Consider the following 22118-nt stretch of genomic DNA (forward strand, 5'->3'; position numbering starts at 1 on the left):
TGATACAATTTTTTAAGTTAAAGAAAGCTATAAATTTAAGGAAAGAAATGACACTTTTAGATGGTAAAAAGCTAAGTGATGAGATAAAAAATAATCTAAAACAAGAAGTATTAGAACTTAAAACCCAAAGTATAGAGCCTTGTTTGGCTGTGATTTTAGTAGGTGAAGATCCTGCTAGTGCTACTTATGTGGGCTCTAAAGTAAAGGCTTGTGAGCAATGTGGGATTAAGTCTTTGGTTTATAGGCTTGATGTAAACACAACTCAAAATGAACTTTTGGCTTTGATTAATACCTTAAATCATGATGATAGTGTTGATGGAATTTTAGTTCAGCTTCCATTACCAGCACATATTAATAAAGATATCATCCTAGAAAGTATTAATTTTAATAAAGATGTAGATGGTTTTCATCCTTTTAATGTCGGGAATTTAAATTTAAATTTAAAAGGTGGTTTTTTGCCGTGTACGCCTTTGGGTGTTGTGAAAATTTTGGAGTATTATGATATAAAATTACAAGGTGCTGATGTAGTTGTAATAGGAGCTTCTAATATAGTAGGTCGTCCTATGGCTACGCTTTTATTAAATGCTAATGCTAGTGTAAGTATTTGTCATATTTATACAAAAGATTTAAAAGCTTATACAAAAAATGCTGATATTATCATCGTAGCAGCAGGTTGTCCAAATCTTTTAAAAGAAGATATGGTTAAAGAGGGTGTGATAGTAGTTGATGTAGGGATTAATAGGGTTAATGGAAAAATAGTAGGTGATGTTGATTTTGAAAATGTAAGCAAAAAAGCTAGTTATATTACTCCTGTACCAGGTGGAGTAGGACCTATGACTATAGCAATGCTTTTAGAAAATACTATAAAATCAGCTAAAAATAGGATTAAAAAATGAATTTTTTCAAAAAAATCTATAAATTCACACAATCTTGGACAGGAACTTTAATAGTTGTTTTATTGATTATATTTTTCTTTATACAAGCTTTTACCATACCAAGTGGTTCTATGAAAAATACTTTATTAGTGGGAGATTTTTTATTTGTAAAAAAATTCTCCTATGGTATTCCAACTCCACATATTCCTTGGATAGAAATACCTGTTTTACCTGATTTTAATAAAAATGGACATTTAGTAAGCGCTGAAGGTCCTAAAAGAGGAGATATTGTAGTATTTAGATATCCGCATGAGCCAAAAATCCACTATGTAAAAAGATGTGTGGCTAAGGGCGGAGATGAGGTAATTTTTGCAAATAAAACCTTATATGTGCGTATGGTTGAGGGTGATGAATATATGAAAGATTATTATCCTAATAAAACAAAAATCATAGGCGGAAGGCTTTTTGTAAAAGAACCTTTTGTAGAAAAAGGAATACATTATGATTCTAGAGTGGATATAGAAAGTGTATTTTTTCGCTATTTAAATTTAGGTCAATTTGCTATGAAGCCCGCTTCTTTTGATGAATTAGGTGCTAATAATATTTATGGTTTTAATGCTTATTATTATAAAGTTCCTGAAAATGAGTATTTTATGATGGGTGATAATCGTGATCACTCTAGTGATAGTAGATTTTGGGGGAGTGTAGATTATAAATATATAGTTGGTCAACCTTGGTTTATTTATTTTTCATGGGATGAAAATAAAAAAGTTAGATGGGAAAGAGTAGGGCGTTTGGTTGAAACTATAGAAAAAGATGAGCGTTTTATCCATCATAATGAAAGCGATATAGAAGCTTTGGAATAATTACTCAAAGAAACAATATAAAATTTTTATGTGTAGAAAATGTATAGTTTCTACACAAATTTATAAAAATATACACTCTTAATTTTATTCGTAGATTTTTTTAAGCTCCAAGTTGTAACAATTAACACAAATAAAAATCAAAGCAAAAAAATAAAGGATAAAAAATGCTAAGTCAAAGATCTCAAAATTTAGGAGAATCCTTAACTTTAGTAATGACTGATATAGCCAAAACTTTAAAAGCAAATGGTGAAAAAGTTATTAGTTTTTCAGCAGGTGAGCCTGATTTTGATACTCCAGAAATCATTAAAAAAGCAGCAATTGAAGCTATTGAAAAAGGTTGCGGGGCTTATACGCCAGTTGTGGGTATAAAAGAAGTTATAGAAGCTATACAATATAAATTTAAAAATGATAATAATTTAGAATATAAAGCAAGCGAAATCATTACCAATGTTGGTGCTAAACATTCTTTGTTTATGGCAATTGAGTGTTTAGTTGAAGAAGGTGATGAGGTTATTATACCAAGTCCTTATTGGGTAAGTTACCCTGAAATGGTGAAATTTGCAGGCGCAACTCCTGTATTTATAGAAGGTGAAGCAAAAAATGGCTTTAAAATCACTCCTGAGCAATTAAAACAAGCTATTACTCCAAAAACAAAGGTTTTGATGTTTAATTCCCCATCAAATCCTACAGGTGCTATATATTCTAAAGAAGAAATTACTGCTTTAGCTAAGGTTTTAGAAGGAACTAAAATCGTAGTTTTGAGTGATGAGATTTATGAAAAATTAGTTTATGATGGAGAATTTTGTGCTTTTGCGCAAGTGAGTGAAGATGCTTTAAATAGAACTGTAAGTATTAATGGTCTTAGTAAATGCGGTGCTATGCCAGGATGGCGTTTTGGTTATATGGCAAGTAAAATGAGTGAGTTTAATAATGCTGTTAAAAAACTACAAGGACAAAGCACTTCAAATATCTGCTCAATCATTCAGCATGCAGCTTTACCAGCCTTACTTGGAAAAGCAGATAGTGATATTGAAATGATGAGACAAGCCTTTTTAAAGCGTAGAGAATTAGCGTGTGAAATTTTAGCTAAAAGCGATAAGTTAAAATTAGAACAAATTCCACAAGGAGCTTTTTATTTATTTATCTCTTGTAAAGAAGTTGATAGTGATTCTATGAGATTTTGTAAAAGATTATTAGAAGAGCAAAAAGTAGCTTTAGTACCAGGCATAGGTTTTGGTATGGAAGGGTATTTTAGGCTCTCTTATGCAACTAATGAAAAAGATATCATTGAAGGTTGTGAAAAAATCGTTGAATTTGTAAAAAATTACTAAAATCTTAAGCCTGTTAAAAACAGGCTTTCTTTCAAAAAAACTTATAAGCAAGTCTTTGGTATGATTATGCAAAAAAATATAGGAAAATCAATGGAATTTGAAGTTCAATATAAAAGTGCAAATGCTAGAGCTTGTCGTATAAAAACTACACATAGTGAAATTTTAACTCCCATCTTTATGCCAGTTGGAACTTTGGCTGCGATTAAAAGCTTAGATGCTGTTGATATGAGTGAGATTTTAAACGCAAAAATCATTTTAGCAAATACTTATCATTTGTATTTAAGACCAGGATCTAAGGTGATTAAACAAATGGGTGGCTTGCATGGTTTTAGTAAATTTAATAGATCTTTTTTAACAGATAGTGGAGGCTTTCAAGCTTTTTCTTTAAGTAAAAATTCCAAACCTGATGAAAAAGGAATTCAATTTAAAAGTCATATTGATGGAAGTTTGCATTATTTTACCCCGCAAAGTGTTTTAGATGCTCAGTATGATTTTAACTCAGACATTATGATGATTTTAGATGATTTAGTGGCTTTGCCTGCAAGTAAAGAAAGGATAGAGCTTTCTTTAAAACGTACTATAAAATGGGCAAAAGAAGCTATTGATTATCATAAATTAAAGCAAAGCCAAGGTGTAGGAATAGGGCAAAATATCTTTGGTATTATCCAAGGTGGAACGGATTTTGAAGCTAGAAAAATTTGTTCTCAAGCACTTTGTGAGATGGATTTTGATGGACTTGCTATAGGTGGATTGAGCGTAGGAGAAGAAAATGAGGCTATGTACGATACGGTTGAAGCTATGATGCCTTATGTGGATAACAATCGTCCTAGATATTTAATGGGAGTTGGCACACCTGAAGATTTAGTAGAAAATGTAGCAAGAGGTGTTGATATGTTTGATTGCGTGATGCCAACAAGAAATGCAAGAAATGGAACTTTATTTACTAGCTTTGGAAAATTTAATATCAAAAAAGCAGAATTTATCACTGATCATGCTCCTATAGACAGCAAATGTTCTTGCTATACATGTAAAAACTTTTCAAGAGCTTATTTAAATCATTTATTTAAAGCTAAAGAATTAACCTTTTTTAGACTTGCAAGTATTCACAATTTGCATTATTATCTAAATTTAGTAAAGCAAATGCGTGAAGCTATTATCAAAGATGAATTTGAAAATTTTAGAAAGGAATTTTATAGACAAAGAATGTAAGTAAAGTGGTACGCCCAAGAGGATTCGAACCTCTGACCTTTTGAACCGCAATCAAATGCTCTATCCAGCTGAGCTATGGGCGCAAAATAAAAGAGTAATTTTATCAAAAAATTCTTAAAATTAGCAAAAATAAGTAATTTTATAGAATTTTTATATTTTTATGCTAATCTTCTTTGAATAATATTTTAGCTTAAGGCAAAGTAATGATACATAAGATTTTAATAGCTAATAGGGGTGAGATTGCAGTAAGGGTAATCCGTGCTTGTAGAGATTTACATATAAAAAGCGTTGCTGTTTATACTGAACCTGATCATGAGTGTTTGCATGTAAAAGTTGCTGATGAAGCGTATAGAATAGGAACTGATGCTATAAGAGGATATTTAGATGGTAAAAGAATAGTTGAAATTGCTAAAGCTTGTGGAGCCGATGCTATACATCCTGGATATGGCTTTTTAAGTGAAAATTATGAGTTTGCTAAAGAATGTGAAGAAGCAGGGATTATCTTTATAGGGCCAAAATCAGATGTTATCCGTAAAATGGGAAATAAAAATATAGCAAGATATTTAATGAAAAAAAATGGAATTCCTGTGGTTCCAGGTACTGAAAAATTAAATCATTGTACATTAGAAGAGATAAAACTTCAAGCTTTAAAAATAGGTTATCCGGTGATTTTAAAAGCCAGTGGTGGCGGTGGTGGTAGAGGTATACGTGTAGTACATAAAGAAGAAGATTTAGAAAAATCTTTTGAAGCGTGCAAAAGAGAGGCATTAAGCTTTTTTAAAAATGATGAAGTTTTTATGGAAAAATATGTTATTAATCCAAGGCATATTGAGTTTCAAATTTTAGCAGATAATTATGGTAATATCATCCATCTTTGTGAAAGGGATTGTTCAATACAAAGAAGACATCAAAAAATCATTGAAATAGCACCTTGTCCAAGTATCTCAGAAAAACTAAGAAAAACCATAGGAGTTACCGCAGTAGCTGCTGCAAAAGCTGTGGGTTATACCAATGTTGGGACGGTTGAGTTTTTACTTGATGATTATAATAGATTTTATTTTATGGAAATGAATACAAGAATTCAAGTAGAACACCCAATCACAGAAGAAATCACAGGAATTGATCTTATCACAAGACAAATTCGTATAGCAAATGGGGAAATTTTAGATCTTGAGCAAAGCGATATAAAACCAAGAGGTTTTGCGATAGAAGCTAGGATTACAGCAGAAAATGTATGGAAAAATTTCATTCCAAGTCCGGGCAAAATTACAGAATATTTTCCAGCTTTAGGGCCATCTGTAAGAGTGGATAGTCATTTGTATAAAGACTATACTGTGCCACCTTATTATGATTCTTTGCTTGCAAAATTAATCGTTAAAGGTTCAAGTTATGATAGTGCGGTTAATAGACTTGAGAGGGCTTTGAAAGAATTTGTGATTGATGATATTAGAACAACTGTGCCATTTTTGATTGCAATTACCAAAATAAGAGAATTTAGAAGAGGGTATTTTGATACTTCTTTTATAGAAACACATATGGAAGAGCTTTTAGAAAAAACAGAAGATAGACACCAAGAAAACAAAGAAGAAGTAGTTGCTGCAATAGCTGCGACTTTACAAAAGATAAAAGAAAGTAGACAATCATGAGTTTTTTAGATGAATTAAAAGATATAAAAAAAGCACTCCAAAAAGAACAAGGTCAAACAAAAAAAGAAAAGGTTAAAGCGAGTAAAAGTGGAGTAAGTATGAAAAATACTGACTTAGATGCTATACAAAAAGATTTAGCTAAACAAAAGGAAGATAAAAAACAAGAGCAAGAATTTGAAGATATGTTTTTAAAAGAAGAGCGTTTGGCTAATGAATTTATGGAATTTGTAAAAAATAGCGATATTAAAAAGATCTAATGAATAATATTATTGGTTTTTGTACTTTAGAAGAAGAATGCCCTTATCTTGAAAATAGGTACTGTAGAAATGAGTATAATTATATATCTTTTATTACAAAAACACAAAATCAAGAACTAGTTTCAAGAGGTTGGCGTCGCTTTGGTTCGTATTTTTCAAGACCAATATGTAATGATTGCAATGAATGTCAAAATTTACGTATTTTAGTAGAAAATTTTCATTTTAGCAAAAGTTATCGCAGGGTTTTGAAAAAAAATACAGCCACTAAAATAATCCTACAAAAACCTTCTTTAAGTGATGAGCATTTGTTGCTTTATGAAAAATATCACCATTACCAAAAAGATAAAAGAAATTGGAAAATTTATGATTTAAATTTTAGAAAATATTATAATCTTTATGTAGATAATGCGGGTACTTTTGGATATGAGCTTGATTTTTATATAGACAATAAGTTAGTTTGTGTTGATTTGATTGATATTTTAGAAGATGGAATTTCTAGTATATACTGTTTTTATGATCCAGATTTTTCCCATCTAAGTCTTGGTAAATATTCGCTTTTAACAGAAATTAAACTTGCACAATTAAAAAAATTAAAATATATTTATTTGGGATATTTTGTAAAAGGGTGTCAATCTTTAGCATATAAAGCCGATTATACTCCAAATGAAATTTTAAAACACACTAGTGCTTTAAATGAGCAAGCATTTTTGTGGAGTTAGGTTTATAGAGAGGATTTTATGCAAGTAGTGCAAACTTTAGAATCAGTTAGTGTTAATACTGATGATTTTTTAATGTTTAAATATTTTCAAGATCTTATCCGTAAAAATTTTTCCAAAGTTATAGGTAATAAAAATAAAACCTTGTCTTTTTTTGTAGAAAATGAAATTCCTCAAAGAAGATATTTTTTAAAACTTGTTAATCATAAATATAAAAAAAATACTGGAAATCAAATTGATAATCTTGCTTTTGCACATTATAAAACCTTTAAATTAAATCTTGCTCAAGCAAATACTTTAAAGCCTGTAATCTTTGCTAAAATAGGCTTTGTACAAAAGAATATTTTAATCACACTAAGTTCGAATGAAAAATTATTTGCTGTGTATTTAGAGCAGTATTTTAAAGATCATAAAAGCGTGTATGATGAAAAAAATTGTATTTTTTCAGTAGAATACAAAGATGATAATACTTTAAATCTTTTAGAAATTTTAGCTAGTGTAAATGAGCATTTGAAATATTGTGTTGATTTTACGATTAATGAAACTCAGCTTTTAGAATTTAGAAATAAAATGAAAAACAAAGCTAGTACTAATTGGAAATTTAATGCTCTGGCAAAGCTTTTTGAAAATTATTTTCAAACACTAGGATGTAATTCTAGTGATGATTTTGCTACTATTAGACAAAATTATCTTAATTTGGTTAAAATTTATCATCCTGATCGCCATCAAGGTAAAAGTAAGATCGAACAAGCTTATTGCCGTGAAGAATTTGAGAAAATTCAGCTTGCTTATGAGAGTTTAAAATCTTTATATAAAAATAATACTTGATGCTAAAATAACATCATTTTAAGTTGCAATTTATTAAAATTAATTTTTTATAAAAATTTAGGGAATAATATTGGTTGCTGATAGAAAGTTATTTTTTTTAAGTTGCATTCTTATAACTATAGGAATACTTTTTTCATATTCTTTAAGTGCTTTTACTGTTCTTTATTTAGAATATAATGAATTTCACTTTTTTATCAGACAACTTTTTTTTGGGCTTAGTGGTATAGCTATTATTTATTTTGTTTCAAGATTAAATCCTGATAGTAAAATGGCGCATTATTTGATGATAAGCGTTTTACTCATCTCTTTTTTATTTATACTTATTTTACCTTTTCTGCCTACCTTTCTTGCTACTGCAGCAGGTGGTGCTAAAAGGTGGATTAGGCTTGGCCCTTTATCTATCTCTCCAGTTGAATTTTTTAAAATAGGTTTGATTTATTTCCTTGCTTGGTCTTATACAAGAAGAATTGATGATAGCAAAAAAGCAATCAAACATGAAGTTTTAATTTTAATTCCTTATTTTATTTTAGCTGCTTTTGTTATTGGTTATATTTATATGACACAAAATGATTTAGGGCAAAGCGTTATTTCTTTTTTCTTGGTTTTTGCTTTAGCTTTTTTTGCAGGAGCTAGTAAAAGACTTTTTGCTTTTGGTGTGGTTATTGTTGGAATGATTGGAGTTTTGGTAATCTTAAGTAATCAAAGAAGAATTCAGCGTATTTCTGCTTGGTGGGGAAATATCCAAGATGCGTTTTTACCTTTCTTTCCTGATTGGTTAGCAAGTGTTTTAAGAGTAAGTCACAACTCAGAGCCTTATCAAATTTCACATAGTTTAAATGCTATAGCTCATGGTGGATTTTTTGGAGAGGGTTTAGGACTTGGAACTTTTAAACTAGGATTTTTAAGTGAGGTTCATACAGACTTTGTCTTATCAGGGATTACTGAAGAGATAGGACTATTGGGATTAAGTATTATTTGTTTTATATATTTGATGGTAATACTTCGAATTTTTAGAATAGCAGGGCGTTGTGAAAATAAAGTTCATTTTTTGTTTTGTTCGGGTGTAGCTTTGCTTTTATTATTTTCATTTTTTATGAATGCTTTTGGAATTATTTCCTTGACTCCATTAAAAGGTGTTGCTGTGCCGCTTTTAAGCTATGGAGGTAGTTCAATGTGGTCTATTTGTCTTGGAATAGGCTATGTTTTAATGATTAGTAAAAAGGTAAAAATATAAATTTGTTAATTAAAATATATAAAAAATAACTTAAATAAAAAATATTTGCTATCAAGTCTTTACAAAAAACTTTTTTCTGCTATAATTATGCTATATTTATTATACAAGGAGGCGGATATGAAGAAATATAGGCGTTTAAACACATTATAATCATTTATCAATTTTATTTTTAATTTTTAACAAAGGAAAGAAATGAAAAAAATATTATATGTTGTTTTGGCGTTATTTGGTATATTGGCTTTAGGTGCTTGCTCAAGCGATAAAAATCAAGCTAGTGCTTCTAGTGAAAAAGTTTATAAAGTAGGTATAGCTGCAAATTATCCTCCTTTTGATTTTGTTAAAGATGCAAAAATTACCGGATTTGATGTTGATTTACTAGAAGAGATTGCAAAAAGAGAAAATTTAAAACTTGAGTGGGTAAACATGAGTTTTGATGGTTTGATCCCTGCTTTAAAAGCTGGAAAGATTGATATGATAGCTTCTGCTATGAGTTCAACACCACAAAGACTTACTAGTATGGATTTTAGTGATACTTATTTTAATACTAAAAATTTATATTTAAAACTAAAAACAGATTCTAGCATTAGCGATAAACAAAGTTTGGAAGGTAAAAAAATAGGTGTTCAACTTGGAACCATCCAAGAAAGTGCTGCTAAGGCTATTCCAAATGCTCAAGTGGTGGCTAGCGAAGAAATGTTAGCTGCAATTTTGGCTTTAAAAGCTGGTAAAGTTGATGCAGTTTTGACAGATAAAGATATCGGTAAAGGTTATTTAAAAACTAATGAAGAGTTAGAAGCATTTTTAGAAGAAAATGATGGGAGTTCAGGATTTTGTATAGCTTTTGATAAAGGAAAACAAACTGAGCTTGTTCAAAAAATTAATGCAGGTTTAGAAAAAGTTAAAGCTGATGGTACTTACCAAAAAATCGTAGAAAAATACGATTTACAATAATCAACTTAAAGCCTTGATACTTGCTTTCAAGGCTTTAAAAAAATACTCTATATCTTCTTTTGTGTGTGTATAATGAAAACCCACTCTTAGCCATCCTGGTTTAGATTTTAATTCTTGATTGTCTTTTAGATTGAGTAAATCATGCCCATAAGGTCCTGCACAAGCACAACCTGCTCTTGTTTCTATCTTATAGGTTTTGCTTAATTTATAAGCTAAATCAAAAGGAGAAATTCCTTCTATATTAAAAGCAAAAATAGGTAATCTATGAGTGATATTTTTTGCATATAAGATCATTTTTGGAAAATTTGCACATTGTTTAAAAAAATACTCACAAAGCTCTTTTTCTTTTTTTTCTATATTTTTTAAACCTATTTCATTGCGTACTTTAAAAGCTAAACTTGCTCTAATTAGTTGAATAATTCCAGGTGTACCACCTTCTTCTAAATTTTCAACTTCGCATAAGTATTGCTGAGAGGTTCTTGAAACATAGCCTACAGTTCCACCTGCAGCAAAGCTAGGGGTATTACCACATAGACTTTTTTTAATAGCAAGCAAACCGCAAGATCCTACACCTCCAAGTAATTTATGAGAACTGATAAACACTGCATCATAAAATTTAGAATCTAAATTAGCATAAGGAGCTAAAGTAGAAATATCAAAAGCAACTACGCCATTATATTGTTTGATTAGAGTGTAGATTTTTTTATAATCACTTAAAATTCCAGTAACATTAGAAGCTGCGTTAAAGCTTGCTATGATTTGTCTGTTTTTAGATTTTTTTAGTAATTTTTCTAAAAAAGCATAATCTAACTCGCCATTTTTATCTAAGGGTATGCGAACGCATTCACATAAAGCCTCTCTAAATGAAAGTTCATTAGAATGATGTTCATAAGGTCCTACTATAACCAAAGGCAAGGTGTTTTTATCTGTATTTTTAAAATATTTTTCTTTAATAAGCGGGGGTATGTACAGACCTAAAAGTTCTTGAAATTTTTTAATAGCAGCTGAAGATCCACTCCCACAAGCTATAAGAGCAAAGCTATCATCTAATTCAAGGTATTTTTTTAAATTTATTCTTGCATTTTCATAATGTTGCTGTGTAATGAAAGAATTTAAAGAGCTATCTGAGTGTGTATTTGCATAGGTAATAAGAATTTTTTTAATTTCCTTTTCTATGCTTTTTAGAGCTAAAGCACTGGCTGTAAAGTCAAAATAATATATGCCTTTTTTTAAAATAATATCTTTTTTTAATGTTTCAATATTCAAAAAATTCCCCTAAAAATTTGTTAAAATTATAACATACAAAATATTTAAAATAAGGATATGACTATAAAATTTAGTGAATTTTCAAAGCATTGTGGTTCTTTAGAGCTTAAAAGTGTTTTTGATTTTTATAGTGTTTTTGATGAATTTGAATTTGATTTGAAATTAAATTTATATGATAATATTTTAAATGTTTTTATTTTAAAAGCTTTTGATATTTTATCTTATTTAAATTTAGATGATAATGCTTTGAAGGCTTTGAGCGTTTTAAGTAAAAATGATAGAAAACGCTATTCTATCAATAAATCTATTCCGCATTTTCAAGCTCTAGGACTTGTTAATAAACTTTTAGAAAAAAATATTTTGACTTTGGAAAAAAGTCAAGAAAAGCCTATTGTGAAAAATAAAAGACAAAAGATTAAAAAAGAATTACGCTCATATAGCATTCAAGATAAGGTTGTTTTTAAAAATCAAGGATTGAGATTTTTCTTTTATTTTATATATCCTAATTTAAACTTAATTACGATGAAAAGATACAACGAGCTAATGGAAGTAATCCAAGAAAATTTAGAAAAATATCAAAGCTTTACTTTTGAGCTTTTGTGTAAAGAATTTTTAGCTAAAAAGCTTAAGGTAAAGCAGGTGTATAGTTTTTGGAATTATTATTGTGAGATAGATCTTTATTATAAAAAAGAAAATTTTTGTGTTTTAGGTGAGGTTAAATTTAAAGAAAGAAAAATATGTAAAAATATTTTAAATACCTTAAAAAACAAAGCAAAACAGTTGCAAATTCAACCTAATTTATATGTGCTTTTTTCAAAGAGTGGCTTTAGTAAAGAGCTTATTCTAAATAGGGAGCGTAATTTGCTTTTATATACTTTAGAAGATTTTCAATTTTTAATTAAGGATTAAGTGTGGATGAGAAAATTTTAAAAAGTTTAGATTCTAGTGAAAAGGAAGATTTCCAAAAAGGTTTAAAATTTTTAATAGAGCAAACTTTTGTAGTAGAAAATGCTTACAATCAATTGATAAAAAATCATACAGAGTTAATGCAAACAATGAATGAAATTATAGAAGTCTTACCAATGGCTTTGTGGGTTTTAGATACTAATAAAAAGATAACACTTCAAAATAACTTAGCTAATCAACAACCAAAACTTTTAGAAAAAATTGATCTTGAAAAAACTCATTATGAGCTTGAGTTTGATCATAAATTTTATTTAATAAAAGTCACCTCTCATGCGGATAAACTTATAGTTAGCGCCACTGATATTAGCGATGAAAAAAGGAATGAAAGATTAGCCAGTATGGGTACAGTAGCAGCACACCTAGCACATGAAATACGCAATCCTATCGGTTCTATTTCTTTGTTAAGTTCTACTTTGTTTGAAAGAAGTGAGTTAAAAAATAAGCATATAGTATTAGAAATTCAAAAAGCTATTTCTAGGGTGGAGCGTATTGTAAATTCTACTTTGCTTTTTACAAAAGGAGTGCATGTTAATTTAAATGAATTTAATTTAAAAGAATTGCAAGATGAATGCGAACAAGCTATTGGAGCTTATAATTATCTAGCTAATATTGATTTTACATTTGAATTTTTAGATTTAAAAATCAACGCAGATAAATCTTTGCTTGCTTTGGTTTTGCAAAATTTGCTTTATAATGCCATAGATGCTATTGAAGAAAGTGAAAATGATGATGGTTGTATAAAAGTTAAATGTGAGCAAAAAGAAGATAAAATCTTTATCAAAGTTTATGATAACGGGGTAAGTATCAAAGATAAAAAAATGGTTTTTGAAGCTTTTAAAACAACTAAGTTAAAAGGTAATGGTCTAGGACTTTCTTTGTCAAAACAAATTATTGATGCACATAATGGAATTTTAGGTTTTGATGAAAATCCAAAATGTTTTTTTATAGAGCTTAAAATTTAAGCTCTATAAAATAAATTTTTTCTTAAAATAATAAAAAATATTTGTCCTCATAGCTCAGCTGGATAGAGCGCAGAATTCCTAATTCTGAGGCCGCAAGTTCAAACCTTGCTGGGGACACCATTTAAGGAAAAAGATGTTTCATATAGTCTTGGTTGAGCCTCGTATACCACAAAATACAGGAAGTATAGGCAGAATGTGTTTTAATGCGGGATTTACTTTACATATTATCAATCCACTTTTTAGTATCGATGAAAAGGCAGTTAAAAGAGCGGGGCTTGATTATTGGAAAAAATTAAATCCTTTATTATGGAATAATTTAGAAGATTTTTTAAAAGAATATGAAAAATTTCAAGATAGATTTTTCTTTGCGACAACTAAAACCACTCAAGCTTATTTTGACGTAAATTATCAAAAAGGTGATTTTTTGTTTTTTGGAAGTGAAAGTTTTGGCTTGCCTATGGATTTAATGCAAAAAAAATGGGAAAATGCCATTACTATACCGATGAAAGATTGTGGTAGAAGTTTAAATTTAGCTACAAGTGTAGGTATAGTGAGTTATGAGGCTTTGAGGCAAAATTTTGCCTCTTTTGAAAAATTTTAATGATTTAAAACTTGATTTAAAAATTCTTTCAATCTTTCATTTTTTGGGTTTTCAAAAGCTATTTTAGGACATTCATCTACTGCTATAATGCCTTTATCCATAAAGAAAATTCGATTAGCTACATTTCTTGCAAATCCCATTTCATGTGTAACTACAAGCATGGTTAGACCTTCTTTAGCTACTTCTTTCATGATGTTTAAAACTTCACCTATCATTTCAGGATCTAAAGCTGAAGTTGGTTCATCAAATAAAATCACATCAGGATTCATCATTAATGACCTTGCTATGGCAATACGCTGTTTTTGTCCGCCTGAGAGTTTGTGAGGAAAATAGCTTTCTTTATCACTTAAGCCAACTTTTTTGAGTAGTTCTCGTGCTTTTTTTACTGCTTCGTCTTTACTCATGATTTTTGTTTGTACTGGCGCTAGACATAAATTTTCTAAAACATTTTTATTATTAAAAAGATTAAAATGTTGAAATACCATGCTTACTTTTTGACGAATTTTATTGATATCTGCTTTTTTATCAAGTATATTAACATTATTGATATAAATATTACCACTATCTGGTGTTTCAAGTTTATTTAAACAGCGTAAAAAAGTACTTTTTCCACCTCCACTAGGCCCTATAATAGCAATAATATCACCTTTATGTACTTCAACACTAATATCTTTTAAGACTTCTAAATCTCCGTATTTTTTAATTAAATTTTCTATTTTAATCATGTTTATTTAATCTCACTTCTATAATTCTTGCGATAAGTGTTAAAATTTTAACACTTATATAATATACAAGTCCTGTAAAAATAATAGGTTTAGGATTATAATAAATTGCTTGCAAGCTTTTACTTTGCATGGTAATATCCATAACACTAATATAACCTACTATTGAAGTTTCTTTAAATAAAGAAATAAATTCATTCATCAAAGAAGGTAAAATGTTTTTAATTGCCTGCGGGAAGATGATTAGTCTCATAGAAGCAGAATAATTAAGTCCCATTGCTCTTGCTGCTTCCATTTGTCCTTTGTCTACACTTTGAATTCCACTTCTTACGATTTCAGCTACATAAGCAGAGCTATTAAGTCCAAGTGCGATAATAGCCACATAAAAATTATCACTCCAAGTAGCAAAAATCACTACTGAAAAAATCAAAAGTTGTAAAAGTAAAGGGGTTCCGCGTATGATGTCTATGTATTCATCTATAATAAAATTTAAACTTTGGATTTCTAAAAATCTTAAAAATGCTAGGAAAAAACCAAACACTATTCCTATTAAAATCCCACCCACTGTTAAACCAAGTGTTGTGAAATAACTATGAACATAAGCTTTAGCTTCTATGGTATAAGCATATTCACCTGTGGCTAAACCATTTTGATCTTTGACTTGTAAAATTTCAATAGGAAATGAGAAATAAGCCCAAAAAATAATAATGGCAAAAAATACAAAAAGTTTCATCGTATTTTGTTTCAACTTGCACACCTTGATAAATTTTTAAAAATCTAAGTGTATAAAAATTAAGTTTTCTTTTTACTTAAAGGTGTTTTATGTGATGTTGTTGTTAATATTTTGAGTTAAAATTTCACATAGCTATAAAAAATAAAATAAATTTAACCTAAAATTATATTTTTTTATAACAAATTCATTTTTTTATGATAAATTTGTATTTGAAAATTTATAAAAAAGGAGATAAATATGGATTTAATATCCCAATTTGTTGCCTTTGTGAATAATCAGTATTATTCTATTTTAGTAATTTTACTTATTGTCACGGGGTTTTATTATAGTTATTTGACTGGTTTTGTGCAATTTCGAATGCTTCCTTATGTGTTTGATATCTTAACAGAAAAGCAAGAAAAGCATGAAAAACACCATATTACTCCTTTTCAAGCTTTGATGATTTCAACAGCTTCAAGAGTTGGTATAGGAAATATCGCAGGTATCGCAGTAGCAGTTGTTTTGGGTGGACCAGGTGCTTTATTTTGGATGTGGGCTATGGCGTTTTTTGGTGGCGCCTCAGCTTTTGCAGAAAGTACTTTAGCGCAAGTTTATAAAAGCCGTGATGGTAAAAGTTTTAAAGGTGGTCCTGCTTATTATATTAGTAAAGCTTTAAATTTAAAATGGCTTGGAGCTGTTTTTGCGGTGATTTTAATCATTACTTATGCTTATGGATTTAATGGTCTTCAAAGTCAAACCATGACTTCAGCATTTGAGTTTTACTACAAAGGCATGGTTGATGCTAGCGAAGTAAGCTTTGCTCAAAGCTGGTGGCCTATTGTAATAGGAGCAATTTTAGCTGTTTTTGCTGCTTATATGTTTTTTGGTGATCATACTAAAATAGGTAAAGTAAGCTCAGTTATAGTTCCTATTATGGCGATGATTTATGTTGGTTTATCTATCATAGCAATGTTTATGAATTTTGATAAAATTCCTGAAGTGTTTTCTATGATTTTTAAAAGTGCTTTTGATTTTGAAGCTATTTTTGGTGGATTTGCAGGTTCTGCTTTGGTTATAGGTATAAAAAGAGGATTATTTTCTAATGAAGCAGGCATGGGTTCAGCGCCAAATGCAGCAGCTTCAGCTCTTACAACTCACCCTGCAAAACAAGGAGTTATTCAAGCATTTTCTGTATTAATTGATGTGATTATTTGTACAAGTTCAGGATTTTTAGTGTTATTTTCACTTGCTTATGCAAATAATATCGGCGTAGATGGTAAGCCTATTTTAACAGCACTACCTTTGGTGCAAGAATCTATGAAAGAATATTATGGAAATTTAGGTGTACATTTTACTACTGTTAGTATAGTTTTATTTGCTATTACTTCTTTGATAGGAAATTATTATTATGCTCAAGCAAATATTAAATACCTTACTCAAAATCCTATTATTATCAATCTTTTTAAAGCAAGTGCTGTGCTTATGATCTTTATTGGTGCAAATATGGATTTAAAATTTGCGTGGGATTTGGCTGATACTACCATGGCGTTTATGGCTACGATTAATATCATTTCTATTTTATTGCTTGGTGGTATAGTGAAAAAGGTATTAAAAGATTTTAGCGAGCAAAAAAGACAAGGTAGAGATCCAGTGTTTAGCGCTTCAAAGCTTGGCATTAAAAACGCAGAGTGTTGGGACTAATGATAGATTATATTATTATTGCTTTGTTTATAGCTTTTATGGTTTTTCTTGTGTTTGGCTTTAACCGCCAAATGCAAGAAAAAGCCAAACAAAGAGAAGAAAAATTAAAAACAAAGAAAGATTTTAAAAAAAATAGGTAAAATACACTAAAAAATTTTTAAAAAAGAGTGTAAAATGAAATTGTTAATAGAAATAGGCACAGAAGAACTTCCTGCTATTCCCTTATTAAAAGAACTTCCAAATATTACTAAAAAATGGGAAAAGATTTTACAAGAGTATCATTTAGAATCTGAATTTAAATTTTTCTATACTCCTAGAAGATTGGTTTTTATCCATGAAAATTTTAAAGAAAAACAAGATGATTCTTTTGTGGAATTTATAGGCGCACCTAGGGCGATAGCTTATAAAGATGGAAAGCTTACTCAAGCAGGGCTTAGTTTTTTAGAAAAAAGTGGTTTAAAAGAAGAAGAGCTTGAATTTAAAGAAATTAAAGGTAAAGAAGTCTTGTATTGTCAAAAACAAGTGCAAGGCTTACAGAGTAAAGCGGTTTTAGCTCAAATGATCGAAGCTTTCTTAAAAAACTTGAGCTTTGGTAAAACTATGAGATGGGGTGATGGTAGTTTTGAATTTATTAGAGCTATTCGCTCGCTTTGTTGTGTATTAAATGATGAGTTGATTAAATTTGAAAGTTATGGTGTTAAAAGTGCAAAAAGTACTTTTGTACATAGAAGTGTTAGTTATGATTTGATAGCTTTTGCGAATATTGATGAGTATTTTAAAACTTTAGAGCAAAATTATATTATTTTAGATCAAGAACAAAGAAAAAAGCTTATCATTGAACAGTTAAAGACGCTTGAAAAAGAAAATGATATTATTATTGCAGAAGATGATGAGCTTTTAGCTGAGGTTGTAGCTATCACAGAGTATCCAAAGGCATTATTAGGGCATTTTGAAAAAGAGTATTTAGAAATCCCAAGTGAGGTAATCATCACTTCCATGAGAGAAAACCAACGCTATTTTGCAGTATTTAAAAACAATGCTTTAAGCAATCATTTTATTGTAGTTTCTAATGCAGTTTGTAAAGATTATTCTAAAATCATTAATGGAAATGAAAGGGTTTTAAGAGCAAGATTAAGTGATGCGATGTTTTTTTGGAAAAATGACTTAGCGCAGGGCTTAAATAATGATAAAATAAGCCAAATGGTCTATCTTGAAGGACTTGGAACCTTAAAAGATAAAATCATTAGAGAACAAAAAATCGCTACTAAGCTTTGTGAGGTTTTTGCTAATACCCAAAAAGATGAAATCTTAAAAGCCATAGAATACTCAAAAGCTGATCTAAGTACTCAAATGGTGTATGAATTTACTGATCTTCAAGGCATTATGGGATCTTATTATGCTAAGGCTATGGGTATGAGCGATGAGCTTGCTTTGGCGATTAAAGAACAATACCTTCCAAATGGCGATAATTCAGCTATGCCAAGTAATGAATTTAGTTCTATTGTAGCTTTAGCTTATAAATTTGATACACTTATGGGGCTTTTTTCAATGGGGAAAATCCCAAGCGGCACAAAAGATCCTTATGCTTTAAGAAGGGCAGCAAATGGTGTTTTAAAAATTATTCTAGCTTTAAATAAAAATTTTGATCTTAAGATATTTTTAGAAGCAATAGCTAGTGAGTATAAAAGCTTTGATTTGAAAATTTTATTAGATTTTATCTTAGAGCGTTTATATACTTTTTATGAAGTAAATGCTTCTTTTGTTAAAGCTGTGCTTAGCTCTAAAACTTATGATGTTATTTATATTGATTCTTGTATTAAAGCTTTGATTCAAAGTGCAAATAAGGCAGATTTTAGTCAAAATTTTGCTACTTTTAAGCGTTTGGCGAATATTGCAGTATTAAGCGAGGTTCAAATTAATGAAAATTTGTTTAACACTCAAGAAGAAAAAGATTTATATCAAGCTTTTATGCAGTGTAAAACAAAAGAAAATAATACCCAAGAGCTTTTAGAAAGCCTTTTTGCGCTCAAACCGCAAATTGATGCTTTTTTTGATAAAGTGATGATTAATGACAAAGATGAAAATATTAAAAACAATCGTCAAGCTTTAGTATGTGCAATTTATCGTGAGTTTTTAAAAATAGCTGATATTAAAGAGCTTAGTATATGAGAAAAATTCTTTTTTTGCTTTGTTTTTTGGTGTTTGCATTAGAAGCTAGAGAGATTGAGCTTGTAAAAGGGCAAGTAGTTTTTTTAGAATTTGATAAAAGTAATTTTTTACAAGTTAGTTCAAATTCTAAAAAACTTCCTTTTTTTGAGTATAAAAATAAAGTTATTGTTAGTGTAGCTATGCCTTATAAAAACCCCAAAGATAGAAAATTAATAGCTGAATTTAAAGATAATTCCAAAGAGGAAATTAATATAAAATTTAGCGAAGGAAATTATAAAAAAGAATTTTTAAAAGTTAGCGCTTCTAAGGTCAATCCACCTAAAGAAACACTTGATCGCATTAGCAAAGAATATCAAGAAGCTATTAAGGTTTATAATACTTATACTAATACAGCTTTATTTGAAGGCAATTTTACATACCCTTTAGAAAGTAAAATTACAAGTGATTTTGGAAAAGCAAGATTGTTTAACGACACTCTTAAAAGTTATCATAGTGGAACTGATTTTAGAGCAGCAAGTGGGACAAAAATTTATGCGAGTAATGATGGTATTGTAAGGATTGCTTCAAATCGTTACTATGCGGGAAATTCAGTAGTGATTGATCATGGATATGGGATTTATTCTCAATATTATCATCTATCAAAACTTAATGTAAAAGTAGGACAAAAGGTAAAAAAAGGCGAGCTTGTAGGTTTGAGTGGAGCTAGTGGTAGGGTTACAGGACCACATTTGCATTTTGGAATTTTAGTCAATGGTGTGCAAGTTGATCCACTTGATTTTATAGCTAAATTTAATGCTTTATAATGATAGCTTTTAGTGAGTTTTTTCAAAATTGGATTGATAAATATTACTCCCAAGCTGTGAGTGTTGGCAAAAATGGAGATTTTTATACCGCAGTTAGCGTGGGAAATCTTTTTGGAGTACTCTTAGCTAATCATTTTTTAAAACTTATAGATGATAAAAAACTAACTTTACCGGTTGAAGTTGTGGAAATAGGAGCAAATGAAGGGCATTTAATGCTTGATTTCATACAAGCTTTATACACTCTTAGAGCTGATGTTTTAGAGCAGATTGAGTGTTTTGTCATAGAGCCGCATGAAAAGTTAAGAAGTGTTCAAAAAAAACTTTTTGATGAGTATGATTTGGATGTAAAAATTTATAATTCTTTAGAAGAATGTCATTTTAAAAATGCCTTTTTTTATGCTAATGAATTATTTGATTGTTTTGCATGTGAACTTATAAAAGATAGAACAATGGCATATGTTGATGATGATTTAAACATTGTTTTTAAGCCTATGAATGAAGATCTTTTGAAAGAGTGTAAAAAATATGCTATCACCAATAGTGAGCTTTGTATCTCTTATAAACCTTTTTTATCCAAATTAAAACAAACTTGTGAAAAATTAACTTTTGCATGTTTTGATTATGCAAAAAAAGAAGAAAAAATTAGTATTAGAATGTATAAAAATCACCAAGTGTATAATCTTTTTGAAGAGAATTTAAAAGATTTTTTTGCTAAAAGCGATATTACATATAATGTAAATTTTGACCATTTTTTACAAGTTTTAAAAGAAGAGGGCTTTGAGGTGTTAGAATATAAAAATCAAAATCAAGCCTTAATTGACTTTGGTTTGGAAGAAATTATCGAACACGCTAAAAATACTAACCCTCAAATTTATAAAAACTTTATCAACCAAAGTAAAAATTTGATGTTTAACTTTGGCGATAAGTTTAAGTTTTTAGAATTTAAGATTTAAAATCACTGCTTGTAATATCAAGCCCAAAACCTTTTAAACCTATAAATTCTTTATCGGTATTTTGACTTAGAAGTTTGATTTTTGAAATTTTTAAATACCTTAAAATTTGCGCTCCTATGCCGTAATTTTTATATTGTGTGTTTTCTTGTTTTTCATTTTTCATGAAAATGATTACACCACCTTTTTGGCTTAAAAACTCAATTTGCTTTAATAATTCATTAAATTTATTAGAAGTTAGAAGCTCAAAGTCGCTTCCGCTAAGATAAAATTTAACATTCTCACATTCTTTCAAAGTGCCAAAGCTAAAAGCTATATGTTCATTTTCATTGTGATCTTTAAAAGTCATTTTTTTAGCTTTAAAACCCGCTAAAATACTGTCTTCTTCTTTGATTAAAGAAATTAAACTTTCATTTTTTAAACGATACTCGATTAAATCTGAAATAGTAATCATATTAATATCGTGTTTTTTGCAAAACTCAAGCAAATCGTTTCTTCTAGCCATATCTCCATTATCTTTAACAATCTCACATATCACGCATGCTTCTTTTAATCCTGCCAAGCGACATAAATCCACTGTTCCTTCTGTATGACCTGTTCTTTCTAAAACCCCACCTTTTTTTGCTATCAAAGGATTAATATGGCCAGGACGCACAAAATCACTTGCCTTTGCATTATCATCAGCAAAAATTTGTATAGTCATATCCCTTTCATAAGCACTTACTCCTGTTGTTGCATTTTTTGCATCGACAGTGATGGTAAAAGCTGTTTCGTGATTTGATGTATTTTTAGGCACCATTAAAGGTAGTTCAAATTTTTTAGCCAAATTCTCACTCAATGCTACGCACACCACACCTCTTGCATGAGTAATGGCAAAATTTACTTTTTCTTGTGAGCTAAATTGTGCAGGGAAAATCAAATCTCCCTCATTTTCTCTATCTTCTGCATCTACCATAACTAGCATTTTGCCATCTTGAAGTTCTTTTATAGCTTGTTCTACACTAATATATCCCACTAATAATCTCCTTTTTTCTATTTTTTTAAGAAATTATATAACATTTTTCTTGACATTATGTAAAAAATAATATATAATACCACTTTTAATTTAAAAATTACTTCATTTATTGGGGTATCGCCAAGCGGTAAGGCAACAGGTTTTGGTCCTGTCATTCAGGGGTTCGAATCCCTTTACCCCATCCACTTCATATGATGCCGCGAAGTAGAGCAGTGGTTAGCTCGTCGGGCTCATAACCCGAAGGTCGGGAGTTCAAATCTCCCCTTCGCAACCAATTTCCTAATAAAATTTTTCAAAGAATTTAAATTAATAGTAAATAAAAATATTGTTAATCTTAC

22 protein-coding genes and 4 tRNA genes are annotated in these 22118 nt (G+C 29.5%); 21 read left to right on the forward strand and 5 right to left on the reverse strand.

Annotated features, from left to right (window positions below; genetic code table 11):
* Positions 1–47 precede the first annotated feature (47 nt).
* The 4 genes from folD to tgt all read left to right on the forward strand — a co-directional run bounded on the left by folD (position 48) and on the right by tgt (position 4281).
* Positions 48–896, forward strand: coding sequence for a bifunctional methylenetetrahydrofolate dehydrogenase/methenyltetrahydrofolate cyclohydrolase FolD (gene folD, locus L8T90_RS05570; RefSeq protein ID WP_263736947.1), 849 nt, complete (start codon positions 48–50; stop codon positions 894–896).
* Positions 893–1741, forward strand: coding sequence for a signal peptidase I (gene lepB / locus L8T90_RS05575; RefSeq protein ID WP_263736948.1), 849 nt, complete (start codon positions 893–895; stop codon positions 1739–1741). Before folD ends, lepB begins: the two co-directional genes overlap by 4 nt.
* Positions 1742–1905: 164 nt before the next feature.
* Entirely contained in the window at positions 1906–3072 is a 1167-nt protein-coding gene (locus L8T90_RS05580; RefSeq protein ID WP_263707064.1) for a pyridoxal phosphate-dependent aminotransferase, read from the forward strand.
* 90 nt (positions 3073–3162) lie between these two features.
* Positions 3163–4281 (forward strand): tRNA guanosine(34) transglycosylase Tgt, encoded by a 1119-nt coding sequence (gene tgt, locus L8T90_RS05585; RefSeq protein ID WP_263736949.1) that lies wholly within the window; start codon positions 3163–3165, stop codon positions 4279–4281.
* A gap of 6 nt (positions 4282–4287) precedes the next feature.
* Here the strand turns inward: tgt and L8T90_RS05590 are convergent.
* Positions 4288–4364: transfer RNA gene (locus tag L8T90_RS05590), tRNA-Arg, on the reverse strand.
* A 120-nt stretch (positions 4365–4484) separates the two neighbouring features.
* Between L8T90_RS05590 and L8T90_RS05595 the strand changes: the two genes are divergently transcribed.
* From L8T90_RS05595 to L8T90_RS05620, 6 genes are all read left to right on the forward strand, one after another.
* The gene (locus L8T90_RS05595; protein WP_263736950.1) at positions 4485–5927 is read left to right on the forward strand and encodes an acetyl-CoA carboxylase subunit A; all 1443 of its coding nucleotides are present in this window, start codon (positions 4485–4487) and stop codon (positions 5925–5927) included.
* The gene (locus tag L8T90_RS05600; RefSeq protein ID WP_263678907.1) at positions 5924–6184 is read left to right on the forward strand and encodes a hypothetical protein; all 261 of its coding nucleotides are present in this window, start codon (positions 5924–5926) and stop codon (positions 6182–6184) included. Before L8T90_RS05595 ends, L8T90_RS05600 begins: the two co-directional genes overlap by 4 nt.
* Complete coding sequence (locus tag L8T90_RS05605) at positions 6184–6903, forward strand: arginyltransferase (protein WP_263736951.1); 720 nt, start codon at positions 6184–6186, stop codon at positions 6901–6903. Before L8T90_RS05600 ends, L8T90_RS05605 begins: the two co-directional genes overlap by 1 nt.
* Positions 6904–6921: 18 nt before the next feature.
* Positions 6922–7728: an adenylosuccinate lyase gene (locus L8T90_RS05610; protein ID WP_263736952.1), complete on the forward strand. Its 807-nt coding sequence runs from the start codon at positions 6922–6924 to the stop codon at positions 7726–7728.
* A gap of 70 nt (positions 7729–7798) precedes the next feature.
* Positions 7799–8962 carry a putative lipid II flippase FtsW gene (gene ftsW / locus L8T90_RS05615; RefSeq protein ID WP_257397039.1) on the forward strand — a complete coding sequence of 388 codons (1164 nt, stop codon included), beginning with the start codon at positions 7799–7801 and terminating at the stop codon, positions 8960–8962.
* Positions 8963–9154: 192 nt separating this feature from the next.
* On the forward strand, positions 9155–9913 hold the full coding sequence (locus tag L8T90_RS05620; RefSeq protein WP_263663955.1) for a basic amino acid ABC transporter substrate-binding protein: 759 nt from the start codon (positions 9155–9157) through the stop codon (positions 9911–9913).
* On the opposite strand, the gene L8T90_RS05625 is transcribed toward L8T90_RS05620, so the two are convergent.
* Positions 9914–11179 carry an aminotransferase class V-fold PLP-dependent enzyme gene (locus tag L8T90_RS05625; RefSeq protein WP_214115083.1) on the reverse strand — a complete coding sequence of 422 codons (1266 nt, stop codon included), beginning with the start codon at positions 11177–11179 and terminating at the stop codon, positions 9914–9916.
* A gap of 57 nt (positions 11180–11236) precedes the next feature.
* On the opposite strand from L8T90_RS05625, the gene L8T90_RS05630 reads away from it, so the two are divergent.
* The 4 genes from L8T90_RS05630 to L8T90_RS05645 all read left to right on the forward strand — a co-directional run bounded on the left by L8T90_RS05630 (position 11237) and on the right by L8T90_RS05645 (position 13708).
* Positions 11237–12088, forward strand: coding sequence for a DUF234 domain-containing protein (locus tag L8T90_RS05630; RefSeq protein WP_263736953.1), 852 nt, complete (start codon positions 11237–11239; stop codon positions 12086–12088).
* Positions 12089–12090: 2 nt separating this feature from the next.
* Positions 12091–13107, forward strand: coding sequence for a sensor histidine kinase (locus L8T90_RS05635; RefSeq protein ID WP_263736954.1), 1017 nt, complete (start codon positions 12091–12093; stop codon positions 13105–13107).
* 43 nt (positions 13108–13150) lie between these two features.
* A tRNA-Arg gene (locus tag L8T90_RS05640) sits at positions 13151–13227 on the forward strand.
* A gap of 13 nt (positions 13228–13240) precedes the next feature.
* Entirely contained in the window at positions 13241–13708 is a 468-nt protein-coding gene (locus L8T90_RS05645) for a tRNA (cytidine(34)-2'-O)-methyltransferase (RefSeq protein WP_263678963.1), read from the forward strand.
* Here L8T90_RS05645 and L8T90_RS05650 read toward each other — a convergent pair.
* Both L8T90_RS05650 and L8T90_RS05655 read right to left on the reverse strand, forming a co-directional pair.
* The gene (locus tag L8T90_RS05650) at positions 13705–14433 is read right to left on the reverse strand and encodes an amino acid ABC transporter ATP-binding protein (RefSeq protein WP_047208169.1); all 729 of its coding nucleotides are present in this window, start codon (positions 14431–14433) and stop codon (positions 13705–13707) included. The two genes, L8T90_RS05645 and L8T90_RS05650, sit on opposite strands and share 4 nt — an antisense overlap.
* Positions 14426–15178, reverse strand: coding sequence for an amino acid ABC transporter permease (locus L8T90_RS05655; RefSeq protein ID WP_263682985.1), 753 nt, complete (start codon positions 15176–15178; stop codon positions 14426–14428). The genes L8T90_RS05650 and L8T90_RS05655 overlap by 8 nt, the downstream gene beginning before the upstream one ends.
* 222 nt (positions 15179–15400) lie before the next feature.
* On the opposite strand from L8T90_RS05655, the gene L8T90_RS05660 reads away from it, so the two are divergent.
* The 5 genes from L8T90_RS05660 to L8T90_RS05680 are packed head-to-tail and all read left to right on the forward strand — an operon-like array spanning position 15401 to position 20768.
* Positions 15401–16843 carry an alanine/glycine:cation symporter family protein gene (locus tag L8T90_RS05660; RefSeq protein WP_214100050.1) on the forward strand — a complete coding sequence of 481 codons (1443 nt, stop codon included), beginning with the start codon at positions 15401–15403 and terminating at the stop codon, positions 16841–16843.
* Entirely contained in the window at positions 16843–16983 is a 141-nt protein-coding gene (locus tag L8T90_RS05665; protein WP_164717489.1) for a hypothetical protein, read from the forward strand. The genes L8T90_RS05660 and L8T90_RS05665 overlap by 1 nt, the downstream gene beginning before the upstream one ends.
* A 34-nt stretch (positions 16984–17017) precedes the next feature.
* On the forward strand, positions 17018–19012 hold the full coding sequence (gene glyS / locus L8T90_RS05670) for a glycine--tRNA ligase subunit beta (protein WP_263736955.1): 1995 nt from the start codon (positions 17018–17020) through the stop codon (positions 19010–19012).
* Complete coding sequence (locus L8T90_RS05675) at positions 19009–19815, forward strand: M23 family metallopeptidase (protein ID WP_263736956.1); 807 nt, start codon at positions 19009–19011, stop codon at positions 19813–19815. The genes glyS and L8T90_RS05675 overlap by 4 nt, the downstream gene beginning before the upstream one ends.
* A 2-nt stretch (positions 19816–19817) precedes the next feature.
* Positions 19818–20768, forward strand: a complete 951-nt coding sequence (locus L8T90_RS05680) for an SAM-dependent methyltransferase (RefSeq protein ID WP_318529937.1) — start codon at positions 19818–19820, stop codon at positions 20766–20768.
* On the opposite strand, the gene L8T90_RS05685 is transcribed toward L8T90_RS05680, so the two are convergent.
* Positions 20758–21780: a bifunctional 3,4-dihydroxy-2-butanone 4-phosphate synthase/GTP cyclohydrolase II gene (locus L8T90_RS05685; RefSeq protein ID WP_263736958.1), complete on the reverse strand. Its 1023-nt coding sequence runs from the start codon at positions 21778–21780 to the stop codon at positions 20758–20760. The two genes, L8T90_RS05680 and L8T90_RS05685, sit on opposite strands and share 11 nt — an antisense overlap.
* Before the next feature lie 110 nt (positions 21781–21890).
* Between L8T90_RS05685 and L8T90_RS05690 the strand changes: the two genes are divergently transcribed.
* Together L8T90_RS05690 and L8T90_RS05695 are read left to right on the forward strand one after the other, a co-directional pair.
* Positions 21891–21965 (forward strand) — tRNA-Gln (locus L8T90_RS05690).
* A gap of 13 nt (positions 21966–21978) precedes the next feature.
* Positions 21979–22054: transfer RNA gene (locus L8T90_RS05695), tRNA-Met, on the forward strand.
* Positions 22055–22118: the final 64 nt, after the last annotated feature.

This window comes from Campylobacter sp. RKI_CA19_01121, assembly GCF_025771295.1.
Taxonomy (GTDB): Bacteria; Campylobacterota; Campylobacteria; order Campylobacterales; family Campylobacteraceae; genus Campylobacter_D.